The organism is Catenuloplanes atrovinosus (genome assembly GCF_031458235.1).
Taxonomy (GTDB): domain Bacteria; phylum Actinomycetota; class Actinomycetes; order Mycobacteriales; family Micromonosporaceae; genus Catenuloplanes; species Catenuloplanes atrovinosus.
The window spans coordinates 3,983,231-4,004,879 of sequence record NZ_JAVDYB010000001.1; the positions used below are offsets into that span (position 1 = coordinate 3,983,231).

17 protein-coding genes are annotated in these 21,649 nt (G+C 72.9%); 11 read left to right on the top strand and 6 right to left on the bottom strand.

The features are described 5' to 3' along the window. Positions 1 to 42 precede the first annotated feature (42 nt). Positions 43 to 1,815, bottom strand: coding sequence for a serine/threonine protein kinase (locus J2S41_RS17900; protein ID WP_310369021.1), 1,773 nt, complete (start codon positions 1,813 to 1,815; stop codon positions 43 to 45). Between the two features lie 11 nt (positions 1,816 to 1,826). Continuing rightward, positions 1,827 to 2,993 (bottom strand): cytochrome P450, encoded by a 1,167-nt coding sequence (locus J2S41_RS17905; protein ID WP_310369022.1) that lies wholly within the window; start codon positions 2,991 to 2,993, stop codon positions 1,827 to 1,829. A 135-nt stretch (positions 2,994 to 3,128) separates the two neighbouring features. Between J2S41_RS17905 and J2S41_RS17910 the strand changes: the two genes are divergently transcribed. From J2S41_RS17910 to J2S41_RS17935, 6 genes are all read left to right on the top strand, one after another. Next, positions 3,129 to 3,821, top strand: a complete 693-nt coding sequence (locus J2S41_RS17910; protein WP_310369023.1) for a response regulator transcription factor — start codon at positions 3,129 to 3,131, stop codon at positions 3,819 to 3,821. Next, the gene (locus J2S41_RS17915) at positions 3,818 to 5,161 is read left to right on the top strand and encodes a sensor histidine kinase (RefSeq protein WP_310369024.1); all 1,344 of its coding nucleotides are present in this window, start codon (positions 3,818 to 3,820) and stop codon (positions 5,159 to 5,161) included. The genes J2S41_RS17910 and J2S41_RS17915 overlap by 4 nt, the downstream gene beginning before the upstream one ends. A 64-nt stretch (positions 5,162 to 5,225) precedes the next feature. Further along, positions 5,226 to 5,993 (top strand): LmeA family phospholipid-binding protein, encoded by a 768-nt coding sequence (locus tag J2S41_RS17920; RefSeq protein WP_310369025.1) that lies wholly within the window; start codon positions 5,226 to 5,228, stop codon positions 5,991 to 5,993. After that, positions 5,990 to 8,161 carry an MMPL family transporter gene (locus J2S41_RS17925; protein WP_310369026.1) on the top strand — a complete coding sequence of 724 codons (2,172 nt, stop codon included), beginning with the start codon at positions 5,990 to 5,992 and terminating at the stop codon, positions 8,159 to 8,161. The genes J2S41_RS17920 and J2S41_RS17925 overlap by 4 nt, the downstream gene beginning before the upstream one ends. Further along, positions 8,158 to 8,922 carry an SAM-dependent methyltransferase gene (locus J2S41_RS17930; RefSeq protein ID WP_310369027.1) on the top strand — a complete coding sequence of 255 codons (765 nt, stop codon included), beginning with the start codon at positions 8,158 to 8,160 and terminating at the stop codon, positions 8,920 to 8,922. The genes J2S41_RS17925 and J2S41_RS17930 overlap by 4 nt, the downstream gene beginning before the upstream one ends. A gap of 259 nt (positions 8,923 to 9,181) precedes the next feature. Further along, positions 9,182 to 9,343 (top strand): hypothetical protein, encoded by a 162-nt coding sequence (locus J2S41_RS17935; RefSeq protein ID WP_310369028.1) that lies wholly within the window; start codon positions 9,182 to 9,184, stop codon positions 9,341 to 9,343. Positions 9,344 to 9,391: 48 nt separating this feature from the next. Here the strand turns inward: J2S41_RS17935 and J2S41_RS17940 are convergent, their stop codons facing one another. Then, positions 9,392 to 11,959, bottom strand: a complete 2,568-nt coding sequence (locus tag J2S41_RS17940) for a CARDB domain-containing protein (RefSeq protein ID WP_310369029.1) — start codon at positions 11,957 to 11,959, stop codon at positions 9,392 to 9,394. Between the two features lie 190 nt (positions 11,960 to 12,149). Between J2S41_RS17940 and J2S41_RS17945 the strand changes: the two genes are divergently transcribed. Next, positions 12,150 to 12,983, top strand: coding sequence for a helix-turn-helix domain-containing protein (locus J2S41_RS17945; RefSeq protein ID WP_310369030.1), 834 nt, complete (start codon positions 12,150 to 12,152; stop codon positions 12,981 to 12,983). A gap of 73 nt (positions 12,984 to 13,056) precedes the next feature. Here the strand turns inward: J2S41_RS17945 and J2S41_RS17950 are convergent, their stop codons facing one another. Continuing rightward, the gene (locus tag J2S41_RS17950; protein WP_310369031.1) at positions 13,057 to 13,710 is read right to left on the bottom strand and encodes a ThuA domain-containing protein; all 654 of its coding nucleotides are present in this window, start codon (positions 13,708 to 13,710) and stop codon (positions 13,057 to 13,059) included. A 191-nt stretch (positions 13,711 to 13,901) separates the two neighbouring features. Between J2S41_RS17950 and J2S41_RS17955 the strand changes: the two genes are divergently transcribed. Together J2S41_RS17955 and J2S41_RS17960 are read left to right on the top strand one after the other, a co-directional pair. After that, the gene (locus J2S41_RS17955) at positions 13,902 to 14,525 is read left to right on the top strand and encodes a TetR/AcrR family transcriptional regulator (RefSeq protein WP_310369032.1); all 624 of its coding nucleotides are present in this window, start codon (positions 13,902 to 13,904) and stop codon (positions 14,523 to 14,525) included. A 34-nt stretch (positions 14,526 to 14,559) separates the two neighbouring features. Beyond that, the gene (locus J2S41_RS17960; RefSeq protein WP_310369033.1) at positions 14,560 to 17,040 is read left to right on the top strand and encodes an MMPL family transporter; all 2,481 of its coding nucleotides are present in this window, start codon (positions 14,560 to 14,562) and stop codon (positions 17,038 to 17,040) included. A gap of 338 nt (positions 17,041 to 17,378) precedes the next feature. On the opposite strand, the gene J2S41_RS17965 is transcribed toward J2S41_RS17960, so the two are convergent. Both J2S41_RS17965 and J2S41_RS17970 read right to left on the bottom strand, forming a co-directional pair. Beyond that, a complete protein-coding gene (locus J2S41_RS17965) occupies positions 17,379 to 20,507 on the bottom strand; it encodes a LamG-like jellyroll fold domain-containing protein (RefSeq protein WP_310369034.1) in 3,129 nt (1,042 codons plus the stop codon). Between the two features lie 196 nt (positions 20,508 to 20,703). After that, positions 20,704 to 21,102 (bottom strand): ChaB family protein, encoded by a 399-nt coding sequence (locus J2S41_RS17970; protein ID WP_310369035.1) that lies wholly within the window; start codon positions 21,100 to 21,102, stop codon positions 20,704 to 20,706. Between the two features lie 103 nt (positions 21,103 to 21,205). Between J2S41_RS17970 and J2S41_RS17975 the strand changes: the two genes are divergently transcribed. Together J2S41_RS17975 and J2S41_RS17980 are read left to right on the top strand one after the other, a co-directional pair. Then, a complete protein-coding gene (locus J2S41_RS17975; RefSeq protein ID WP_310369036.1) occupies positions 21,206 to 21,391 on the top strand; it encodes a hypothetical protein in 186 nt (61 codons plus the stop codon). Between the two features lie 84 nt (positions 21,392 to 21,475). After that, positions 21,476 to 21,649, top strand: coding sequence for a CsbD family protein (locus J2S41_RS17980; protein WP_307236520.1), 174 nt, complete (start codon positions 21,476 to 21,478; stop codon positions 21,647 to 21,649).

Sequence of the window (21,649 nt, forward strand, 5' to 3'; positions counted from 1 at the left end):
CGGACCACCATCACGCACGCCCGGCCCGGCGCACAAACGCTTTCACAGGTCGGGCTTGTAAATCAGCGCCCACTTCTGCTCGTCGGCGGTGTCGCACGGCACCAGCACGAGCTGGACGCCGCCCCCGGCCGGCAGCGTGACGCACAGGTCGGAGACCACGTTGCGCAGCCGGTAGTACGGCACGCCCCCGGCGACCGACCGCGGCTCCAGCCGGAAGTGCTGGTTGTCCCCGACGGCGCAGTCCATCTCCACCAGCGCGGTCCCGGCCTCCACCGCGGCCGCGCCGGGCGGGTCGATGCAGAAGCCGTCGTCGATGTTCTGGATCCAGTAGCCGTGGTAGCCGTCCTCGTCGACCGCCCGCGGCACGAACAGCCACTCCTGGTTGTCCTCCACGGCCGGGCTGCACTCGTGGTGCTGCACCGGCCGGTCCCGGTCACCGCCGGCGGACCGCTCGAGGTCGGTGCAGGTGCCGGAGCCGAGGTTGCGGACGAAGAACGGGCCGACCGGCACGGCCGTGCCGTCCGCGACCCGGATCACCGGCCGGCCGGTCGTCACCGGCAGCCGCGGCGGCAGCGGGCGGCCCGGCTCGGCCCGGTCCGGCGCCGGCCGCGGGCTCCCGGTGGCCGGCGCGGGCGCGGCCGGTGGCGGGGCCGCGGGGTTCCGGGCCTCCGGGCGGGCGACCGTGAGCGCGGCGGCGGCGCCGGCGATGAGCAGGACCGACACCGCGGCCAGCACGCCCTCGACGCTCCTCCCCTGCCGCCGGCGGCGCGTGGGCGGCGCCGGCTCCGGTTTCGGCGCGGCCTTCGGCGGCGGACTCGCCTCGGGCGCCGCCGTCGCCCTCGGCGCCGGTTTCGGCTTCGGCCTGGGTGCCCGGCGCGGGGTACGGAACGGCCGGCGCAGCGGCGCGCGGACCGCCTCGGCGGCCTCGCGCAACTCCGGGCGTTCCGCCAGCCCGGCGGCCGCCGGCGTACCCGTGTTGAGCAGCAGGTCGACCAGCTCCGGCGCGGTCGGCCGGGCCGCCGGCTCCTTGGCCAGCGACCGGGCCACGATCCCGCGCAGCGACGCCGGCAGCCCGTCCAGGTCCGGCTCCTGGGTGAGGATGCGGGCCGCGATCACGCCCGCCGCGTCGGCGTGGAACGGCGTGCGCCCGGTCGCCGCGTACGTCACCACGGCGCCCCAGGCGAACACGTCCGCGGCCGGTCCGATCGCGCGGCCCTTGCCGTCGAACCGCTCGGGTGCCATGTACGCCACCGTGCCGACCACCTGGTCCGAGCGGGTGAGGCTGCTGGTCGCCTCCACCGCGCGCGCGATCCCGAAGTCGATCACCTTGGGCGTTCCCAGCGCGAACAGCACGTTCGACGGCTTCAGGTCGCGGTGGATCACGCCGGCGCCGTGGATCGCGGACAGCGCGGTGGCCACGCCGATCGCCACGCCGTGCAGGTCGCCGCCGGTCAGCGGGCCGCGCTCGCGGACCACGCCGGCCAGATTCGGGCCCTGCACGTACTCGACCACCAGGTACGGCGTGGAGTGGTCCGGATCGGCGTCCAGCACGGCGGCGGTGCAGAACGGCGGCACCTGCCGGGCGCGCTCGACCTCGCGGCGGAACCGCGCCAGGAACTCCTCCTGCCCGGCCAGCTCCGGCCGGATCACCTTGACCGCGACCGCCCGGCCGTCCGGCGCGCGCCCGAGGTAGATGGTGCCCATGCCGCCCTGGCCGAGCCGGCTGAACAGCTCGTAGACCCCGAGCCGGCGCGGATCGCCGGGGCGCAGCGGGATGCTCTGTCCGTTGGGGTGCGAAGCCCGCTCGGGAGGCATGAGCCCATAGGCTACCGGACGTCCCACTCGACGATCAGGCGGTCGAGGCCGCGGAAGTTGAGGCTGGGCCGCCAGGACAGCTCCGGTTCCGCGAGCCGGAGGCCGGGCAGCCGGTCCAGCAGCGCGCGCAGCACGATGTCGCCCTCCAGGCGGGCCAGGCTGGCGCCCGGGCAGAAGTGCGCGCCGTGGCCGAAGGCCAGGTGACGGGCCTTGCCGGTGCGTCCGAGGTCGAGCGTGTGCGGGTCGGGGAACGCGGCCGGGTCCCGGTTGGCGGCGCCGAGGATCAGCAGGACGGGCTGGCCCGCGCCGATCCGCTCGCCGCCCAGGTCCAGGTCCTCGGTGGCGCGGCGCAGCACCAGCTGGAGCGGGCTGTCGTACCGCAGCAGCTCCTCGATCGCGGTCGCCGGGTCCGTGGCCAGCCGCGGGATCTGGCCGGGGTGGCGCAGCAGCGCGAGGAGCGCGTTGCCGAGGAAGTGCGTGGTGGTCTCGTGCCCGGCCAGCAGCAACAGGATCGTGTTCGCCACGGCCTCGTCGCGGCTGAGGTCCCCGGGCCGCAGCAGCGCCTCCGGCCGGTCGATCAGCCGGTCGAAGTAGGCGGCCATGCCGGCGACGCCGCGGTCGGCCGCCGCCTTCTCGCCCGCGGTCAGCCGCGCGTTGCCGAACGCGGCGGCCACGTCGTTCGACCAGGCGAGCAGCTGCTCGCGGTCCGGCTCCGGCGCGTGGATCAGCGCGCAGATCGCGTTGAACGGCAACGGCACCGCCAGGTCCGCCACCACGTCCATCCGCCCGGCGGGCCGTACCCGGTCGATGATCTCGTGCACCGCCGCGCTGATCGGCTCGCGCAGCGCCTCGACCGAGCGCGCCGTGAACGTGCGGCTCACGGCCCGCCGCAGCCGCGCGTGCTCCAGCGCGTCCCGGTAGAGCATGCTGCGGCTGATCACGGTGGCGAACCGGCGCAGCCCGTCCTCCACCGCGTCCGGCTCCGGGAAGCGCACGGACGACATGCGCGAGTCGGTCAGCGCGGCGGCGACCAGCTCGTGCCCGGTGACGACCCAGGAGCTCACCACCCGGTCCCAGTAGCACGGGCCCGCGCCGCGCAGCCCGTCGTAGAAGCCGTAGAGGTCGCGCTGCGCCTCCGGCCGGACCGCCGTGAGCAGCGTCCGGGGGCGGTCTGTCACCACGGCTGTCCTCCACGCTCGAACGGGCGACGCATGGTATCCCGCGCCGGTGCCGGTGGATAACGCGCTGGGCCGCGGACGGTGACGGCGGACTCTCATCGGTCTCACATGAGGGCATGATGTGATGCGGGCATCATGACCGCTCGCATCCTCGTCGTCGACGACGCCCCGAATCTGGTGGACCTGCTGCGTACCGTGCTGGAGTTCCACGGGTTCGCGGTGCGCGCGGCGGGCACCGCGGCCGAGGCGGTGGCCGCCGCCGGTGCGTACCGGCCGGATCTGATCCTGCTCGACGTGATGCTGCCGGACGGCGACGGGATGGACGTCTGCCGCCGGCTGCGCGCGGCCGGCTCGGACGCGGCCGTCGTGTTCCTCACCGCCCGGGACGCGCGCGGCGACGAGATCGCCGGGCTGGCCTACGGCGGCGACGACTGGATCACCAAGCCGTTCGACATGGACGTGCTGCTGGCGCGCGTGCGCGCGGTGCTGCGCCGCACCCGCGCCGCCGCGCCGCCGGAGCCCGACCGCGTGCTGCGCTACGCGGATCTCGAGCTGCACCGGGACACGCTGGAGGTGCGCCGGGCCGGGCAGGTGGTGACGCTCTCCCCCACCGAGCTGCGGCTGCTGCGGTACTTCCTGGAAAATCCGGGCCGGGTGCTGTCCCGGGCGCAGATCCACCGCGCGGTCTGGGAGTACGACCTCGGCGCCGCCTCCAACGTGGTCGACACCTACGTCGGCTACCTGCGCCGCAAGCTGGACCCGCTCGGCCCGCCGCTGCTGGTCACGCACCGCGGCTTCGGCTACGCGCTGCGGAGCACCGGCCCATGACGCTGCGCCGCTCGCTGCTGCTGGCGATGATCGGGCTGACCGCGCTCGGCCTGCTGGTGGTGACCGGCACCGCGACCGTGATGCTGCGCGCCCATCTGCTCGACCGCGCCGACGACCAGTTGCGCGCCGCCGCGGAGGTGGCCCGGTACCGGTTCCAGCTGGAGGCGCTGGACCCGGTGCAACGGCCGCGGACCGTGCGCGAGGTGGTCTCGGTGACCGAGTTCCTGATCGAGATCCGCAGCACGGAGACCGGCACGGTACGCATGGTCGGCACCGCGCCGGTCCCGGCCCGCCCGCTGCTCGAGCGGGCCGACCTCGGCGTCACGGAACCGCAGGACGTGGACGGCTTCCGCGCGGTGGTGGTGCACGACCGCGGGATGACCATCCTAGTCGCGCTGCCGGTCGAGCCGGTGAACGCGACCGCGCGCCGGCTGGCGGCGGTCGCCGCGGTCACGTCGCTGGCCGTGCTGGCGGTGCTGACCGCGTTCGCCCGATGGGTGCTGATCCGCCGGCTGCGCCCGCTGAACGAGATCGCCGCGGCCGCCACCGAGCTGGCCGACGGCCACCTGGACCGCCGCGTGCCGGACCCGCCGCACGGGCCGCGCACCGAGGTCGGCCGGCTGACCACCGCCGTCAACGGCATGCTCACCCGGATCCAGGCCGCGCTCGCCGACCGGGAGCGCTCGGAGCAGCGGATGCGCGACTTCGTCGCGGACGCGTCGCACGAGCTGCGCACGCCGGTCACCGCGATCCGCGGCTACCTCCAGCTCGTCCGGACCGGCGTGGTGGACCTGCACGCGCGCCCGGACGTGCTGCGCCGGCTGGAGCAGGAGGCGAACCGGATGAGTTCCATGGTCACCTCGCTGCTCTACCTGGCCCGGCTGGACGCGGAGCCGCCCGCGCGGCACGCGCCGGTCGACCTCGCCGCGCTCGCCCGGGACGCGGTCGCGGACGCCGCCGCGGTGGAGCCGGACCGCCCGCTCGCCGTGGCGGCGCCGGAGCACTGCGAGGTGGTCGGCGACGAGGACTCGCTGCGCCGCGTGCTGGCGAACCTGCTGAGCAACGTGCGCGCGCACACGCCACCCGGCACGGCCGCGCGGGTCACGCTCACCGCCGGGCCCGAGCGGGTGCGGCTGGCCGTCACGGACGACGGGCCGGGCCTGGACGCGGACGCCGCGGCGCACGCGTTCGACCGGTTCTGGCGGGCCGGCGCGGCCCGGTCGGAGGCGGACGGCGCCGGGCTGGGGCTGGCCATCGTGGCGGAGGTGATCCACGCCCACGGCGGCGACGTGGGCATCGACGGCTCCACCGTGTGGTGCACGCTGCCGCGCCCGGCCTGAGTTCACGACGAACTCTCATCCGGCTCGCACCGCACCGGCATCCGCGCCTGGTGGCATGGCCGTCATGCCGAAGAGACAATGGATCGTCGCCGGAGCGCTCGTGGCGGCGCTGGCCGTACCGGTCGCGGTGGACCGCACCGTGGCCGCCGTGGCCGAGAACCGGGTCGCCGCGCTGCTGAGCTGCGCCACCGGGGCCACCGGGGACCTGGACGTGACCATCGGCGGCTTCCCGTTCCTCACCCAGTTGGTACGCGGCGCGTTCGACCAGGTACGGCTGCGCGCGGACGCGGTGACGGTCCGGGACGTCGCGCTGCACGACATCGACATCGAGGCGCACGGCCTGCGCGGCACGTCCGTGGACTCGCTGACCGCCACCGGCGTGCTCGCGTGGTCGGGCCTCGGCTCCGTGGTGACCGAGCGGCTCGGCGCCGGCGGGCTGAACACCGGCGGGCTGAACATCGGCGCGCTGGAGCTGGGCGGCGACGACGCGGGACGGCTGGCCGTCACCGCGGCGCTGCCGATCGCCGGCACCTCCGTGCCCGCGACCGTCTACGCGGATCTGGCCGTGGCCGGCACCACGCTGACCATCACGCCGGCCGAGGTCGAGCTGTCCGCGCTGGGGCTGCGCGTCCCCGCGTCCCGGCTGCCGTCCGCGCTGGCCGGACCGCACACGGTGCCGTTGCCCGCGCTCCCGGCCGGGCTGGTCCTGCAGCGCGTCGCCGCCACCGCCGACGGCCTCGCGGTGACCGTGGCCGGCACCGGCATGAGCGCCGACGGGATCGGCACGCCGCATACCGACACCACCGGCACCTGCGAGGGTACGAACGAATGAGCACCATCGAGAGCGGCGTCATGCACCGGGTGATGACGCGCTGCGGCCGGTTCACCACGCGTCATCCGTACCCGGTGATCGTGGTCTGGCTGCTCCTCACCGTCACGATCGCCGCACTGGTCGTCGCGTTCGGCCGCCCGATCGACGAGGACGCCACCCTGCCCGGCAGCGCCGGGCAGCACGGACGCGAGGTGCTGGAGGCGCACCTCGGCGGCGCGGCCGACGCGAACGGCCAGGTGATCCTGCGCTCGTCCGGCGCCCGGCTGGACGAGCCCGCCACCGCCGCCGCGATCGCCGAGACCGCGGCCCGGATCGACGCGGTGGAGCACGTCAGCGCGGTCGCCCGGCCGGTGCTCAGCGCGGACGGGCTGACCGGATACCTGGACGTGTCGCTGGACGTCGGGCCGCAGGAGCTGACCAGGGCGACCACCGTCGAGATCATGGACGCGGCCGGTACGCCCGGGCTGGAGACGCTGCCCGGCGGCGCGCTGACCCGGGCGCAGGGCGGCACCGGCCACAGCGAGGCGTTCGGCGTCGTGGTCGCGCTGGCCGTGCTGGTGGTGGCGTTCGGCGGCCTGGTCGCCGCCGCGCTGCCGCTGCTCACGGCCGCGCTCGTGCTGATCATCGGGGTCGGCGCGATCGGCCTGGCCGGGCACCTCACCGGCATCCCGTCCGTGGCCACCACGCTCGGCACGATGATCGGTCTCGGGGTCGGCATCGACTACGCGCTGTTCCTGATCACCCGGTACCGCGCCCTGCTCGACCGCGGCCGGCCGGTGCGGGACGCGATCGTCGGCACGGTGGCGTCGTCCGGCAGCGCGGTCGTCTTCGCGGGCGGCACCGTGGTGGTGGCACTGTGCGGGCTGGGCGTGGCCGGCGTGCCGATCCTCGCCACGCTGGGCTGGACAGCAGGGCTGGTCGTGCTGGTCGCGGTCGCGGCCGCCACCACGCTGCTGCCCGCGATGCTGACGCTGCTCGGCCCGCGGATCGACGCGCTGCCGGTCCGGCGCCGGTCCCGGGCCGGCCGGGCGTCGGCGTGGGGCCGGCTCGCCGACCGGGTGATCCGCCGCCCGTGGCGGTACGCGCTGGCCAGCACCCTGCTGCTGCTCGTGCTGGCCGCGCCGCTGACCGCGATGACGCTCGGCCAGACCGACGCGGGCGACAAGGCGGCCGGCTCGGCCGAGCGCGCCGGCTACGAGGCGATGGCCGCCGCGTTCGGCCCCGGCATCAACGGCCCGATCACCGTGGTCGCGGAGCTGTCCCCGGCCGCGACCGGCCGCGACGACCCGCGGCTGACCGCACTGACCGGCGCGGCCGCGGCCGTGCCCGGCGTCACGCAGGCGAACCCGGCGCGGCTCGCCGAGGACGGCCTGGTCGCGTCCGTGCGCGTCATCCCCGGCACCGCACCGGGCGACCCGGCCACGCTGGACACCATCGACCGGCTGGCCGCGCTGGACGTGGACGGCGCCGCGATCTCGGTGACCGGGCAGACCGCGATCCGCGGCGAGCTGGCCGAGCGCGTCGGCGACCGCATGCCGCTGGTGATCGTGCTGGTGGTGCTGCTCAGCGGCCTGCTGGTGCTGATCGCGTTCCGGGCGCCGGTGGTGGCCGCGAAGGCCGCGGTGATGAACCTGCTGTCCGTGGCCGCGGCCTACGGCGCGCTGACCGCGGTGTTCCAGTGGGGCTGGGGCGCGGAGCTGATCGGGCTGGACGGGCCGGTGCCGATCGAGGCGTACGTACCGATGATGCTCTTCGCCCTGCTGTTCGGCCTGTCCATGGACTACGAGGTGTTCCTGCTGACCGCGGTCCGCGAGTCCTGGGAGCGCACCGGGGACAACCGCCGCGCGGTCCGGGACGGGCTGTCCGACACCGGCGTGGTGATCACCTCCGCCGCGCTGATCATGGTGTGCGTGTTCGCCAGCTTCGTGCTCAGCGACGAGCCGGTGATCAAGATGATGGGCCTGGGCCTGGCCGTCGCCATCGCGGTCGACGCCACGGTCATCCGCGGCCTGCTGGTGCCCGCCACCATGACCCTGCTCGGCGACGCCAACTGGTGGACGCCGCGCACCACCCGCCGCGCGCCCGAGTCCCCCGATCAAGCCCGGTGGGCGGTACCCTCCGAATCGGACGGAGCGGAACCGGCCCGCAGCGGGGGGAGCCCGGCATGACCGACCCGGCGACGCCGCAGACCGCCAGGGTGTGGAACTACTGGCTCGGCGGCACCGACAACTTCCCGGCCGACCGCGCGCTCGGCGACGAGATCGCCCAGGCGTTCCCCCTGGTCGTGGAGATCGCGCGGGCGACCCGCTCGGTGCTGACGCGCGCGGTCCGGCACCTGGTCGCGGAGGCCGGCGTCCGGCAGTTCCTGGACGTCGGCGCCGGCCTGCCGACCGCGGACAACACGCACGAGGTGGCCCAGTCGGTGGCGCCGGAGTGCCGCGTGGTCTACGTGGACTTCGACGCGCACGTCCAGGCGCACGCACGGCGGCTGCTGCGCGGCCACCCGGCCGGCGCCACCGACTTCGTCCACGCGGACCTGCGCGACCCGGCGACCATCCTGCGCGAGGCCGCCCGCACGCTGGACCTGGACCGACCGGTCGCGGTGATCCTCTCCGGCATCCTGGCGCACCTGCCGAGCGCGGCCGAGGCGCGCGCGGCCGTGCGGGCGCTGATGGCGCCGCTGCCCTCCGGCAGCCACCTGGTGGCCATCGACGGCGCGGACACCAACCCCGAGCTCAACGACGTGATGCGGATCTGGAACCAGACCGCCGACCCGCCGTACGAGATGCGCTCCCCCGCCGAGATCCGCTCCTACTTCGACGGGCTGGAGCTGCTCCCGCCCGGCCTGGTCGACGTCACGCTCTGGCACCCGGCGGGCGGCCCGGTCCCCCCGCTGGACAACCTCATCGGGGTGGCCCGCAAGCCATGACCCGCGAGCCCGGCGAAACTCTGCGAGAATGCCGGGCATGAGCGAGCTTGCGAGCGAATCATCAGCTCAGCGCCGACCACGGCGTGACGGCAGCGGGAAGGATAACGCGGCATGAGCGAGCTTGCGAGCGAATCATCAGCTCAGCGCCGACCACGGCGTGACTGCGGCGGGAAGGATAACGCGGCATGAGCGAGCTTGCGAGCGAATCATCAGCTCAGCGCCGACCACGGCGTAATTGCAGCGGGAAGGATAACGCGGCGTGAGTGACTCTGAGGAGAAGATGGGCCGGCGTGCGCTCTTCGGCCGGACGACGCTGCTGGCCGCGGGTGCCGCGGTCACGCTGCTGGGGCTGACCGGCTGCCCCGGCGGCGAGCAGGACGACGACGGTGACGACGACGACGGCGGCGATGACGACGACTAGCGGGACGCGGCCCCCGGCCTGAGCCGGGGGCCGCGCCACCTCAGCCGGTCATCGGCCGGTGATGGTGAACTGTGAGCCCGGCTCGATGACGACGTCGCCGTCCGCCGAGTTCGTGATGGTCACGTTGCTCAGCACCGCGTTGCCGCGCGCGCCGCCCATCGCCAGGATGCCCGCGCCGTTGTTCGACCGGTCGATCCGGACGTTCGTGATCTGCACGTTCGGCATGTTGCCGCCGCCGTTCTTGAACTGGATGCCGTCGTAGGTGGAGTCCAGGATCTCGGTGTCCCGGATGACCACGCCGGTGATGTCCCGCGTCTGCGGGTAGAGCGTGATCGCGCCGAACTCCTGGTCCTCGTTCCAGAACGCCCCGCCCGTACGGTGCAGGCCGTTGTTCGCGACCAGCGTGGTCCCGCCGAACGGCAGCGGGCTGTGGTCGGTGGCCAGCATGATCCCCGGGTAGGTCGCGGTGTCCGAGACGAGGTTGTTCTCCACCGCGTTGTCGATGCCGCCGTAGATCGCGATGCCGTTCGCCCGCCACGGCAGCTGCACCGTGTTGTTGACGAACCGGTTGTTCGACGCGATGTCGACGGCCTGGTCCCGCACGTACGGGTTCGCCCACACGGCCAGCGAGTCGTCGCCCGTGGTCCGGAACGACGAGTTGAACACGCGCGAGTTCTTCGTACCGTTGCTGAAGTTGATGCCGTCCGCGAACGTGTTCCGGATGCGCATGCCGGAGAACTCGACCGTGTTCGCCGGGTTCCAGTACGCGGGCGTGTCCGAGTAGTCCCGGCCGACCCAGGCGCCGACGTTCACGTGCTCGATCCACACGTTGCTGATCCGGGTGTTGCGCCCGAACCGCCCGTTGAGCCCGTGCCCGCGGTTCGCCCGGTTCTGCGTGTTGCCGAAGATCGCCAGGTCGGAGATCTGCGTGTTGTCGTCGATGTCGAAGCCGACGTTGCCCTCGTGCGGGTGGTTGATGCCGCCCACCACCTGGTGCGGCTGCGTGTCCGAGTAGAGCTGGCTGTGCCACATGCCGGCGCCGCGGATCACGACGTTGCGCAGGCCACGCTGGTTGTACTGGCCGCGGTTCGGGTCCGGGGAGAGGATCTTCTGCTCCTGGCGCCACCGGCCGGCCGGAATCCACACGCAGGAGATCACGCCGTTCTCGTCGTCGGTCACCGCGCGCTGGATCGCCGCGGTGTCGTCCTGGCCGTCGTTCGGCACCGCGCCGTACGTGGTGATCGAGGTGCAACCGGCCGGCTGGGACGCGGCCGGGGCGACCTGCTCCAGGTCGATGAGATCGATGATGTAGAACGCCGCGCTGTCACCGGCGTCGCGCTGCAGCTTGAACCGGGTGCCGGCCGGGTAGGACGTGCCCAGCAGCGCGTGCGACTCGTCGAACAGGCGCCGCGCGTCCGCGGACGGCGTGTTGGACAGGCTCTCGGTCTCGTCCGTGGTGCCGTAGAGCCAGCTGTTGCGCGAGGACAGCGTCAGCTTCCGGGAGAACTGGTCGTTGACGTACAGGCTGATGGTGTGGTCCTGGCCGCCGCCGTTCGGCGCGTCCGGCACCGAGTTGCGCACCACGATCGAGTTCGACGGCACCGTGGACGTGAACTCGACGAACTGTCCGGTGCTGGTGAGCCGCACCGACCTGCGCCCGGACGACTCCGACCCGAAGTTCGTGTGCCCGAACGTGCGCAGCGGGTCCGCCTCCACCAGCGCGCCGGAGTAGCGCGCGGCCTCCGCCTCGTACTCCGCGTAGGGCAGCGCGGCGCCGCGGCCCACGCCGATCGGGCGGGACAGCGCGTTGTTGGTCTCGTCCGTCTCCGCCACCGCGCCGGTCGCGTCCGCGGTGGCGGTCACGGTGGCGCCGCCGGTCGTCGCGGTCCAGGTCCCGCCGATCGGCACGGTGGCGGTCGCGCCCGCGGCCAGCGCCGGTGTGGCCCCGGTCAGCGTGGTGCCGCCCACCGTGATCCGGGTGGTCGAGGCGCCCGCGGCCGCGTTCCCCCGGTTGGCGACCGTCGCGGTGAACGAGACCGCGGTCCCGGCGGACGGGTTCGCCGGGCTCGGCGTGATGCCGGTGACGTGCAGGTCGGGCCCGGTCGGCGGCGGCGTCCACTCGCCGATCACCTGCAGCTCGCCGACCTGGCCGCCGGGCGCGCCGGTGTTCGCGGCGAACTGCAGCTGGAGGTCGGCGACCCGGCCGGTGACCGGGATGGTCACCGTGTTCTGGTTCGAGCCCGGGTCGAAGCGGTAGTCCGCGCGCGCCTTCAGCGAGGTGAACCCGGCCGCGCCCGCCGCCCGGCCCAGGACCTGAAGGCTCTGGGTACGCGCGGCCCAGATCGGGTCGGGGTTGAGTTTGACCACGACGGAGGTGACGTCGGCGTCCGCACCGAGCCGCACGGTCAGCGTGGCCGGGAAGCCGTTGGACTCCCAGTAGGTGCCGATGTTGCCGTCGTTGGCGTTCGGCGCGACGAACGAGAAGACGGTCGAGGACGCCTCGATCGGCTTCCCGGCCGCGAGATCCGCCGCCGCGGCCCGGGCGGGCGGTGCGGCGAGCGTGGTGAGCGTGGTGGTGGCGACGGTGAGCGCCGCCAGGAGATGCGTCAGTTTCATGGCGTCCTGCTTCCAGGGGGGAGGCCGTCACGATATTTCGTCCCTCGCCGCAGAAATTTCGATCACTTGCCGACTTCTTGCGGTCGAGGGCATTCAATGTTTCAGATATGTCACCGTTTCGTCAATGTCCCGCGCTGCCTGGGTGCACCGCACCCAGGCGACCCCGGGTGCTCCGCCATACAGTGATCCCATGGCACGATCACCGCTCGGCGACTTCCTGCGGCGGCGGCGCGACCAGGTCAGCCCCGCCGAGGTCGGGATCACCGGCACCGGCGTGCGGCGGGTGGCCGGGCTGCGCCGCGAGGAGGTCGCGATGCTGGCCGGCGTCAGCGTCGACTACTACGTGCGGCTGGAGCAGGGCCGCGAGCGCACCCCGTCCGCCCAGATGCTGGACGCGCTGAGCGGCGCGCTGCTGCTCGACGAGGACGCCCGGATGCACCTGTTCCGGCTGGCCGGCCTGGCACCGCGCGGCGGCGTCGACACCGGGCCGGAACGCGCGGACCCGGCGCTGCTGACGCTCATGGCCGCCTGGCCGGACAACCCCGCGCTGCTGTACGGCCGCGCCTACGACGTGCTGGCCGCGAACCCGCTCGCCGAGGCGCTGTTCCGGGGCTTCCCGTTCTCCCGCAACCTGATGCTGTCGCTGTTCCTCGACCCGGCCGCCCGCGCGTTCTACCGCGACTGGCCCGAGGCCGCCGCCAACGCGGTCGCCGGCTTCCGCCTAGCCTTCGGCGGCGCACCGCACCACCCGCGCCTCCGGGAGGTGCTGTCCACATTGACCGAGCACAGTGCGGAGTTCCGCACGCTCTGGGCCGAACACCGCGCGCGCGGCAAGTCCCTGGAGGTCAAGACGTTCCGGCACCCCGAGATCGGCGAGACCACGCTGCGCATGCACACGTTCGACGTGCGCTCCGCGCCCGGGCAGGAACTCGTCGTCTACCACGCGGAGCCCGGCACCCCGGCCGCCGACAACCTCCGGCTCCTCGCCACGCTCGCCGCCACCGCCCTGACCGAACGGCCCTGACCGCCCCGCTAGCCTGACCCGTCGGCCGCGCCGCGATGTTCGGCGTTCGACCCGCCTGGTGGTGACCGCCCGGTCAGCCGCCGGTGGCGTAGCGGATGCCGCCCAGCAGGTGGCCGAGCACGGCGGGCTCCGCGTAGGACTCGGCGGTGTGGCCGAGCGCGGTGTAGAAGGATCGGCCGCCCAGGGAGTCGTGACACCAGGCCAGCGGGTGGTCGGCGCCCATCGCGCCGCCGGTGTAGGACGTCTCGTCCACGCGCAGCAGCACACGCACCCGGTCGCGCGGGTTGGTGCGGAAGTCGTACCACTCATCGGTGCGTGACCAGACCGCGGGCAGGTGCGCGGTGGCCGGGTGCGCCGAATCCTCGACGAGCAGGCGGGCGGGCTGCACGTCGGGGTGCCTGTCGAACCGGGCACCGACCAGCTCGCCGAAGAACGGCCAGTCGTACTCGGTGGTGGAGGCGGCGTGAATGCCGGCGAAGCCGCCGCCGTCACGGACGTAGCGCTCCAGCGCGTCCCGCGCGGACGGGTCGGCGGAGATGGTGCCGCTGGTGCTGAGGAACGTCACGGCGGCGAACCCGGCGAGCTCCCCGGGCGTGAGCACCGCGGGGTCCTCGGTCGCCACGACCTCGAAACGGTGATCCCGGCCGAGCGCGGTCAGCGCCGCCACCCCGGCCGGGATCGAGTCGTGCCGGAAGCCCGTCGTCCGGCTGTACACCAGGATTCGCACCCGGCCGAGCCTAGCGGGCGGGTCCCGGCGCCGGCCTCGTCAGGCCCGGCCGTGACCGAATGTCAACGCCGGTTCGCGTTCTCTTTCCATCCCGTTACGGCCCGGTCGCGCGGTCACGCTGGGACGATACGGATAGGCGAGTACGTCACAACTCGTTGCACCCAGTGCAACGGTGCACTTAGTGTAAGAACGTGCAACCCACCGATCGCCGCGCCGCGCTCAAGGCGCGTCACCGTCGCGCGATCATCGACGCGGCGACCGCGCTCATCTCGGAGAGCGGTGCGGCCCGGTTCAGCGTCGATCAGCTCGCCGCGCGCGCGGACGTCTCCCGGCGCACGGTCTTCAACCACTTCTCCTCGATCGACGACATCGTCACCACCGCGTGCACCGACGTGCTCGGCGTCGTGGTGGACAACTTCCGCGCCGCGTTCAGCGCCAGCCCGGTCGAGCCGGGCAACCGCGCCTCCATGTTCGAGGCGGTCACCGCCGCGCTGCGGGCCACCGACGTGCCGAGCGTGATCGCGTTCATCTGGCAGGCGCTGGGCGGCTTCGGCCCCGGCGACCCGCGGCCGCAGCAGATCTTCCAGGCCACGTTCTCGCGTACCACCGATGAACTGGCCCGTGAACTGGCCGAACGCAACGCGGCCGAGGACTCGCTCGACGCGGAACTGCTGGTCAGCTCGCTCATGCACGGCGTCGAGGTGATCGCCCACCGGTGGATCACCGAGACCGGCGCCGCCACCGACGACGCGGCGCTCGCGCTCTGGGGCCGCCTGCTCGACCGGCTCATCGACAACGTCCGCACCGGCTACTGACCGTACGATCGAAAGCAAAGGGACCATGGCAGAGATGCTGTATCGCCTGGGACGCTTCAGCGCCCGGCGAGCCTGGGCAGTCCTGATCACCTGGCTGGTGATCCTGGGCCTGTCCGTCACCGCCTACTTCGTCGCGGGCGGCACGCTGTCGTCACAGGTGACGATCCCGGGCACGGAGACCGCGAAGGTCACCGACCAGCTCGCGGCGCGCTTCCCGGCCGCCAGCGGCGGCACCGGCACGATCGTGTTCCACACCGGCGACGGCGCGCCGTTCACCGCGGAGCAGCAGGCCGCGATCGGCGCGCTGCTGACCTCCACCGGCGAGCTGGACGGCGTCGCGACCACACGCGACCCGTTCGCCACCGCGCAGCAGATCGCCGCGCAGACCGAGCAGCTGACCGCCGGCCAGGAGCGGATCGACACCGAGCGGGCGAAGCTGGACGCCGGTCAGCAGCAGCTCGACGCCGGCCGGCAGCAGCTCGAGGCCGCGAAGGCGCAGGCACCGCCGCAGGCCCAGGCCCAGTTCGAGGCGCAGCAGGCGCAGCTCGACGCGCAGCAGGCGCAGCTGGACGCGGGCCGCACGCAGCTCGACGCGGAGGCCGCCAAGGTCGACGTCGGCCGCAAGCTGATCGAGATGTCCTCCGAGATCCGCACGGTCTCCACGGACAACACCACCGCGGTCGCCGCGGTCGTCTTCACCGACCGCCAGCTCGACGTCACGCCGGAGATCAAGGAGCGCGTCGTCGACCACGTCACCGGCGGCGTCCCGGCCGGCGTCGAGGCGGACTTCTCCAACGAGATCACCCAGACCGTCCCGCAGGTCTTCGGCGTCGGCGAGGCGGTCGGCCTGGTCGTCGCCGCGATCACGCTGATCGTCATGCTCGGCACGCTCATCGCGGCCGCACTGCCGCTGGTCGGCGCGCTGGTCGGCGTGGGCGTGGGCGTCACGCTGTCGCTGGCCATGTCCGGCGTCATCGACATGCTCTCGATCACGCCGGTGCTCGGCGTGATGCTCGGCCTCGCGGTCGGCATCGACTACAGCCTGTTCATCCTCAACCGGCACCGCCGGCAGCTGCTCGCCGGCATGGACGTGCACGAGTCGATCGGCCTGGCCAACGGCACCTCCGGCAACGCGGTCGTGTTCGCCGGCTCCACCGTGCTGGTCGCGCTGCTCGCGCTGAACATCACCGGCATCGGCTTCCTCGGCCTGATGGGCACGGTCGGCGCGATCTGCGTCGCGGTCTCCGTGATCATCGCGGTCACGCTCACGCCCGCGCTGCTCGGCCTGCTCAAGCTGCGCGTGCTCACCCGCAAGGCGCGCGCCACCATCGGCCAGCCGCACCACGACACCACGCCCACCACGCCGATGGGCACCGGCCGCGCGATCCTCACCGCGGTCGCGACGCTGGCCGTGCTGATCGTGGTGGCGATCCCGGCGCTGTCCATGCGGCTCGGCCTGCCGGACGGCTCCTCCGAGTCCGAGGACTCCACGCAGTACCAGGCGTACCAGCAGATCGAGGAGAAGTTCGGCGCCGGCGTCAACGGCCCGCTGCTGGTCGTGGCGGAACTGCCCGCCCCGGTCGCGGACGAGGAGGCCGCCCGTCCCGAGCAGGTCCGGATCGGCACCCTGCTGCTCGGCCAGCAGGACGTCACCGCGGTCGCGCCGGTCGGCCTCTCCGAGGACCGCAAGCTGCTCGCGTTCCAGGTCGTCCCCGCCGAGGGCCCGAACAGCGAGTCGACCGGCGAACTCGTCCGCACGCTGCGCGGCCTCTCCCCGGTCGAGGGGAACGTGACGCTCGGCGTGGCCGGCAGCGCCAGCGGCAACATCGACGTCTCCGAGCAGCTCTCCGACGCGCTGCCGCTCTACCTGAGCGTCGTGGTCGGCCTCTCGCTGATCATCCTGATCTTCGTGTTCCGGTCGATCCTGGTGCCGGTGACCGCCACGCTCGGCTTCGTGCTGTCACTGTTCGCCACGTTCGGCGGCATCACCGCGATCTTCCAGTGGGGCTGGCTCGGCCAGATCTTCGACGTACACGACCCGGGCCCCATCCTCAGCTTCCTGCCCACCATCCTGATCGGCATCCTGTTCGGCCTCGCCATGGACTACCAGCTGTTCCTGGTCTCCGGCATGCGTGAGGCCTACGCCCACGGCTCCGCCGCCCGCCTCGCCGTCCGGCAGGGCGTCCACGCCGGCCGCGTCGTGGTCACCGCCGCCGCGATCATCATGATCTCCGTCTTCGGCGGCTTCATCTTCTCCCACACCACGATGATCCGCTCCATCGGCTTCGGCCTCGCCTTCGGCGTCCTCGCCGACGCGTTCCTGGTCCGCATGCTGCTGATCCCGGCCATCATGCACCTGCTCGGCCGCTCCGCCTGGTGGATCCCCCGCTGGCTCGACCGCATCCTGCCCAACGTCGACGTCGAGGGCGCCGCCCTCGAACGCCGCCACCCCTCCACCCCGCACGAAACCCCGGAGAACACCGGCCAGGCCGCTCCGGCAACGCCCATCCCCTGATTGATCTACCCGCTTCCGGCGTGGTGACGGTCCGCATGCTCCCGCGGGCACCGGTCGGTCGTTGACCGACCTCCCTGCCGGTCCCGCACCCGCTCACCACAACCCGATGCCCGCCGCCCCAGCGGCGGGCATCACCTTTCCCTCGCCCCGCCCCCGCCCCCGCCCCCGCCTCGCCTCGCCCCGCCTCGCCCCGCCCCGCCTCGCCCCGCCTGGCCGCGTCGATCTAGGGCGGATTCCGGCGCTTTGATCTCCAATCACGTGAATGTGACCTAGATCGGCGGGGCAGGGGCGCGGCGAGGCGGGGGTGCGGAGGCGCGGCGGGGCGAGGGCGGGGAGGGTCAGCGGCGTTCGGCCGTGAAGAGGGCGGTCACCTCCGCGTCGGTGAGGGCGCGGTCGTAGGCGTGGACGCCGTCGATCGCGCCGGACCACCAGTCGGTCTCGTTGCCGGCGTACTTGGCGCGGCCGACCGCGAACGAGCCGGTGCTCACCACCACGGGCCCGGCGGTGGTGGCGGCCGCGCGGGCGCCGTCCACGTACAGCCGGACCTCGCCGGAGGCGCCGTCGCGGACGCCGACCAGGTGGTACCACCGGTTCAGGTCGGGCGTGACGGGCAGCCGGGCGCGGTTGCCGCCGGGCGTGCTGAAGGCGAACGCGCCCTGGCCGTACTGCAGGTAGAACGGGCTCTCCGCGCGCCGCCCGTCCTGGCTGACCGCGGTGGCGTAGTTGCCGGGCAGTTCGTCCAGCGACACCCACGCGGCGATCGTGTACGACCCGGCGGTGTCGACCACCGGCCCGGCGGTCTCGGCCGCGTCACCGTCGCCGTCGAAGGCCAGCGCGGAGCCGGAGACGCCCGGCGTCCAGGCGGTGTTCCCGGTGAGCGTCAGGTCGGCGCCGCTGCCGCTGGTGTCGCGCGCGGTGGTGCCGCTGCCCTCGTCCAGCGCCCAGTCGCCGCGGCCGGGGAAGGTCGCGTCCTCGCCGGCGGACGCCCCCGCGGCGATCACCTTCTGGTTGATCGCCCTGACCGGGGCCGGGTCGACCTTGATCTCCCGCCGGTCGTACGTCCAGAGGCCGTTGAGCTCGTTCTCCAGGTCGGTGATCTGGGTGTAGACCGAACCGGACAGCTCCGCACCCGCGGCCTCGAGGTAGAACCGCTCGGTGTTGTCGACGTACTTCGCGGTCAGCGCCGCCTTGTCCGCCACGCCGCTGTAGATCACGGCCGGGGCGCCGGGCCACATGTGGCCGGGCGTGCGGAGCGTGAACCCGCCGTGCTCGCCGTCCATCGCCACGCGCGTGGCGTCCGGGAACGGCGGGTCGGTGTTGTTGTAGTCGTGGTGGTCGATGACCTCGCCCTTGCCGGAGTCACCCTTGGAGTCGCAGCAGTTCACGCCGGAGTGCGCGTTCACGATGCGGGACGGGTCCGCGGCCTTGACCTGCTCGGCGATCTGGCCGGTGGCGGTGCGGTCCCACTCGCCCCAGCCCTCGTTGAAGACCACCCAGCCGATGATCGACGGCGAGAACCGGAGCTGTTCCATGATCTCCCGGCCCTGGCTGAGGAACGCCTCCTGGCCGGCCGTGGTGCGGATGGTCGCGGAGACGAAGTCCTGCCAGACCAGCAGGCCCAGCTCGTCGGCGTGCCGGTACCAGCGGGCCGGTTCGGCCTTGATGTGCTTGCGGACCGCGTTGAAGCCGAGCTTCTTGGTCTCCTCCAGGTCGAAGCGCAACGCCGCGTCGCTCGGTGCCGTGTACAGCCCGTCCGGGAAGAAGCCCTGGTCGAGCGTGGCGAGCGAGAAGACCGGCTTGCCGTTGAGCACCAGCTTCGGGAAGCCGCCGACCGTCTGCACCTCGATGTGCCGCATGCCGAAGTAGCCGCGCACCGTGTCGGTGACCCGGCCCTGGGTGAGCGTGACGTCGAGGTCGTAGAGGTACGGGTCGTCCGGGCTCCACAGCCGCGGGTTGGTGATCTTCAACTGGAGCGGCGTGTTGGCAGCGCCGCTGACCGTACCGACGCGGCGGCCCTGCTTGTCCAGCGCGGTGGCGGTCACCCTGGCGTTGGTGGCGGCCGACTTCACGGTCACGGTGAGCGCGGAGCGCGCCACGTCCGGCGTGGTGACCAGCGAGTCGATCGCGGCGGTGGCGACCGGCTCCATCCAGACGGTCTGCCAGATGCCGGACGACGGCGTGTAGACGATGCCGCCCGGGCTGGTGGACTGCTTGCCCTTGGGCTGGTCCGGGCCGGTGGTGTCGGTGACCGCGACGACGATCTCCTGTGCGCCGCGCCCGCGCAGCGCGTCCGTGATGTCCGCGGTGAACGCGGTGTATCCGCCGGTGTGCTCCGTGACCAGCGTGCCGTTGACCCACACCCGGGCCTGGTAGTCGACCGCGCCGAAGTTCAGCTTGATCCGCTTGCCGGACCAGTCGCGCGGCACCGTGACGAGCTTGCGGTAGAACATGTGGTCCTCGCGCCGCTCGATGCCGGACAGCTGCGACTCGACCGGGAACGGCACGATGATCCGCTCGTCCAGCCGCTTGCCGAAGACCGGCGCCTCCCCGGCCTCGGCGTCCGCGAACTCCCACGGCCCGTTGAGGTGGAGCCACTGCTTGCGGATCAGCTGCGGCCGCGGGTACTCCGGCAGTGGCTTGTTCCGGTCGAGCTTGTCGCCCCACGGCGTGGTGAGGCGCTGGGTGGACGCGTTCGAGGCGGACCGGATCACCTGGGGTACGGCCTCGCCGCCCACCACCAGGCCGCCCTCGCCGGTGTAGCCGATCCGTACCCGCTGGTCCTTGAGGATCTTCTCGGCCAGCGTGATCACCAGCCGCTTGCCGCGCACGGCGACGGCCTCGATCGGCATCGGCGTGGTGTCGACCTCGACGGTCAGGCTGCTCGCGGACGGCGCGGCGTCGATCCGGCTCTCGAAGTCCGCGACGAGCGTGCGCCCGTCCTTCTGCACGCCGAACGTGACCGGGTAGACCTGGAAGCCGTCCGGCGGCGTGAACGCGGACTCGGGCACGATCTGCTTGGCCAGGCCGGCGGCGGACCAGCGCAGGAACAGGTTCGCGCCGCCGATGTCCTGGAACATCTCGATGCGTACGTCGTGTGCCTGGCCGGCCACCAGGTGCACCGGCGCGCTGGTCTGCTCCACGTCCCAGTCGCCGACCCAGTGGTCGATCACCGGCTGCCCGTCCAGCAGGAAGCGGAAGCCGTTGTCGCCGATCATGTGGAACGTGTAGTCGCCGGTCGCCGGCGCGGTGAGCTTGCCGGTCCAGCGGGCCGTGGTGTGCTCGGTGCGACCGGTCAGCGAGCCGAACGTGCCGGCCAGGCCGGGCAGGTCGATGTTCGGGTCGAGCGACACGCCGCCCAGCTCCGCGAAGTCGCGGGCGCCCGGAGCGGACATTCGGTAGTACTCGCCCTTCAGGCCGTGCACGGTCGCCGGGGCGGCCGTCGCGGCGACCGCGGGCGACACGATCATCGATAGGATCAGCAGCGCTACCAGGGAGAATGACCGCAGGGGCGATCTCGGCATCAGGCGTGTCCCTTCCGGACGACGACGATTGCCGATCCACATTGACTGATCTTTATTCGCGATGTCAACAGAGTGAAACAAAACCGTGCACAGTAGAACGCCGGTGGACCGCCGACCGGGCCCACCGGCGTGATCGCCCGGCCTACTTGCTCCGGGCCTTGCGCGTGCTGGAGGCGTTCGCCTTCTGGATCGCGTCGACCAGCTCGGGCTTGGTCATCCGGGACCGGCCGCGGATCTCCAGCCGCTTGGCCACGTCCATCAGGTGGGTCTTGGAGGCGTTCGCGTCCACGCCGCCGGCCGTCTTCGCCCGGGTGTTCCGCCCGCCCGCGGCCTTGGCGTCGCTCGGGCCCTTCTTCGCCTTCGGCTCCCAGTGGTCGCCGACCTTCTCGAACGAGTGCTTGACCGCGGAGAACGCGGTGCGGTGCGCCCGCTCCCCCTCGCCGTACTGCTCCACCGCCGAGTCGTGCGTCTTCGCGTACGTCTCCTGCGCCTTCTTCGGCGACCGCTTCAGCGTGCTCGGCATGTCCTCACGGGCCGGCATGACGTACCTCCCTGGTGGTTGGTGTTCGTTCGTGACTCTCCTACCCGGCCGGGCGCGCGTCATGCGGCCGTTTGCCGCCGTCGCGCGCGGGTAGCCGACCGCCATGACCCCTGACGAGAAGCAGTCACCGCTCGGGCAGCCGGCCGGCGTCGCCGACCCGGAACCCGACCCGGACTTCGCCGGCGAGCACGAGGACACCGCGGTGAGCAAGGACATCACCGGCGGCCAGGACGAGGACGCGGAACCGGAGGCGCCCGGCGGCTGGTCCGGCATGGAGCCGACCGACTGAGCTGGTTTCCGCCGGTCGCATACCGGGTAGCCGGTTATGTGAACGGCCCGGATCCCATCGGGCCTGCACCGCACGGAGGTCGACATGGGCACCGATGACAAGATCGACAACAAGGTCGAGGAAGCCGGCGGCAAGGTCAAGGAGCACGTCGGCCGCGCTACCGACGACCGCGACCTGGAGGCCGAGGGCAAGGCCGACCAGAGCAGCTCCCACGTCAAGCAGGCCGTCGAGCACGTCAAGGACGCCTTCAAGTCCTGA

Excerpts from the sequence above, each read along its gene's own strand:
- J2S41_RS17910 (WP_310369023.1), top strand. The coding sequence starts at position 3,129 with ATGACCGCTCGCATCCTCGTCGTCGACGACGCCCCGAATCTGGTGGAC.
- J2S41_RS17930 (WP_310369027.1), top strand. The coding sequence starts at position 8,158 with ATGACCGACCCGGCGACGCCGCAGACCGCCAGGGTGTGGAACTACTGG.
- J2S41_RS17975 (WP_310369036.1), top strand. The coding sequence starts at position 21,206 with ATGACCCCTGACGAGAAGCAGTCACCGCTCGGGCAGCCGGCCGGCGTC.
- J2S41_RS17920 (WP_310369025.1), top strand. The coding sequence starts at position 5,226 with ATGCCGAAGAGACAATGGATCGTCGCCGGAGCGCTCGTGGCGGCGCTG.
- J2S41_RS17915 (WP_310369024.1), top strand. The coding sequence starts at position 3,818 with ATGACGCTGCGCCGCTCGCTGCTGCTGGCGATGATCGGGCTGACCGCG.
- J2S41_RS17965 (WP_310369034.1), bottom strand. The coding sequence starts at position 20,507 with ATGATCGTGTCGCCCGCGGTCGCCGCGACGGCCGCCCCGGCGACCGTG.
- J2S41_RS17945 (WP_310369030.1), top strand. The coding sequence starts at position 12,150 with ATGGCACGATCACCGCTCGGCGACTTCCTGCGGCGGCGGCGCGACCAG.
- J2S41_RS17970 (WP_310369035.1), bottom strand. The coding sequence starts at position 21,102 with ATGCCGGCCCGTGAGGACATGCCGAGCACGCTGAAGCGGTCGCCGAAG.
- J2S41_RS17980 (WP_307236520.1), top strand. The coding sequence starts at position 21,476 with ATGGGCACCGATGACAAGATCGACAACAAGGTCGAGGAAGCCGGCGGC.
- J2S41_RS17960 (WP_310369033.1), top strand. The coding sequence starts at position 14,560 with ATGCTGTATCGCCTGGGACGCTTCAGCGCCCGGCGAGCCTGGGCAGTC.
- J2S41_RS17900 (WP_310369021.1), bottom strand. The coding sequence starts at position 1,815 with ATGCCTCCCGAGCGGGCTTCGCACCCCAACGGACAGAGCATCCCGCTG.
- J2S41_RS17925 (WP_310369026.1), top strand. The coding sequence starts at position 5,990 with ATGAGCACCATCGAGAGCGGCGTCATGCACCGGGTGATGACGCGCTGC.
- J2S41_RS17940 (WP_310369029.1), bottom strand. The coding sequence starts at position 11,959 with ATGAAACTGACGCATCTCCTGGCGGCGCTCACCGTCGCCACCACCACG.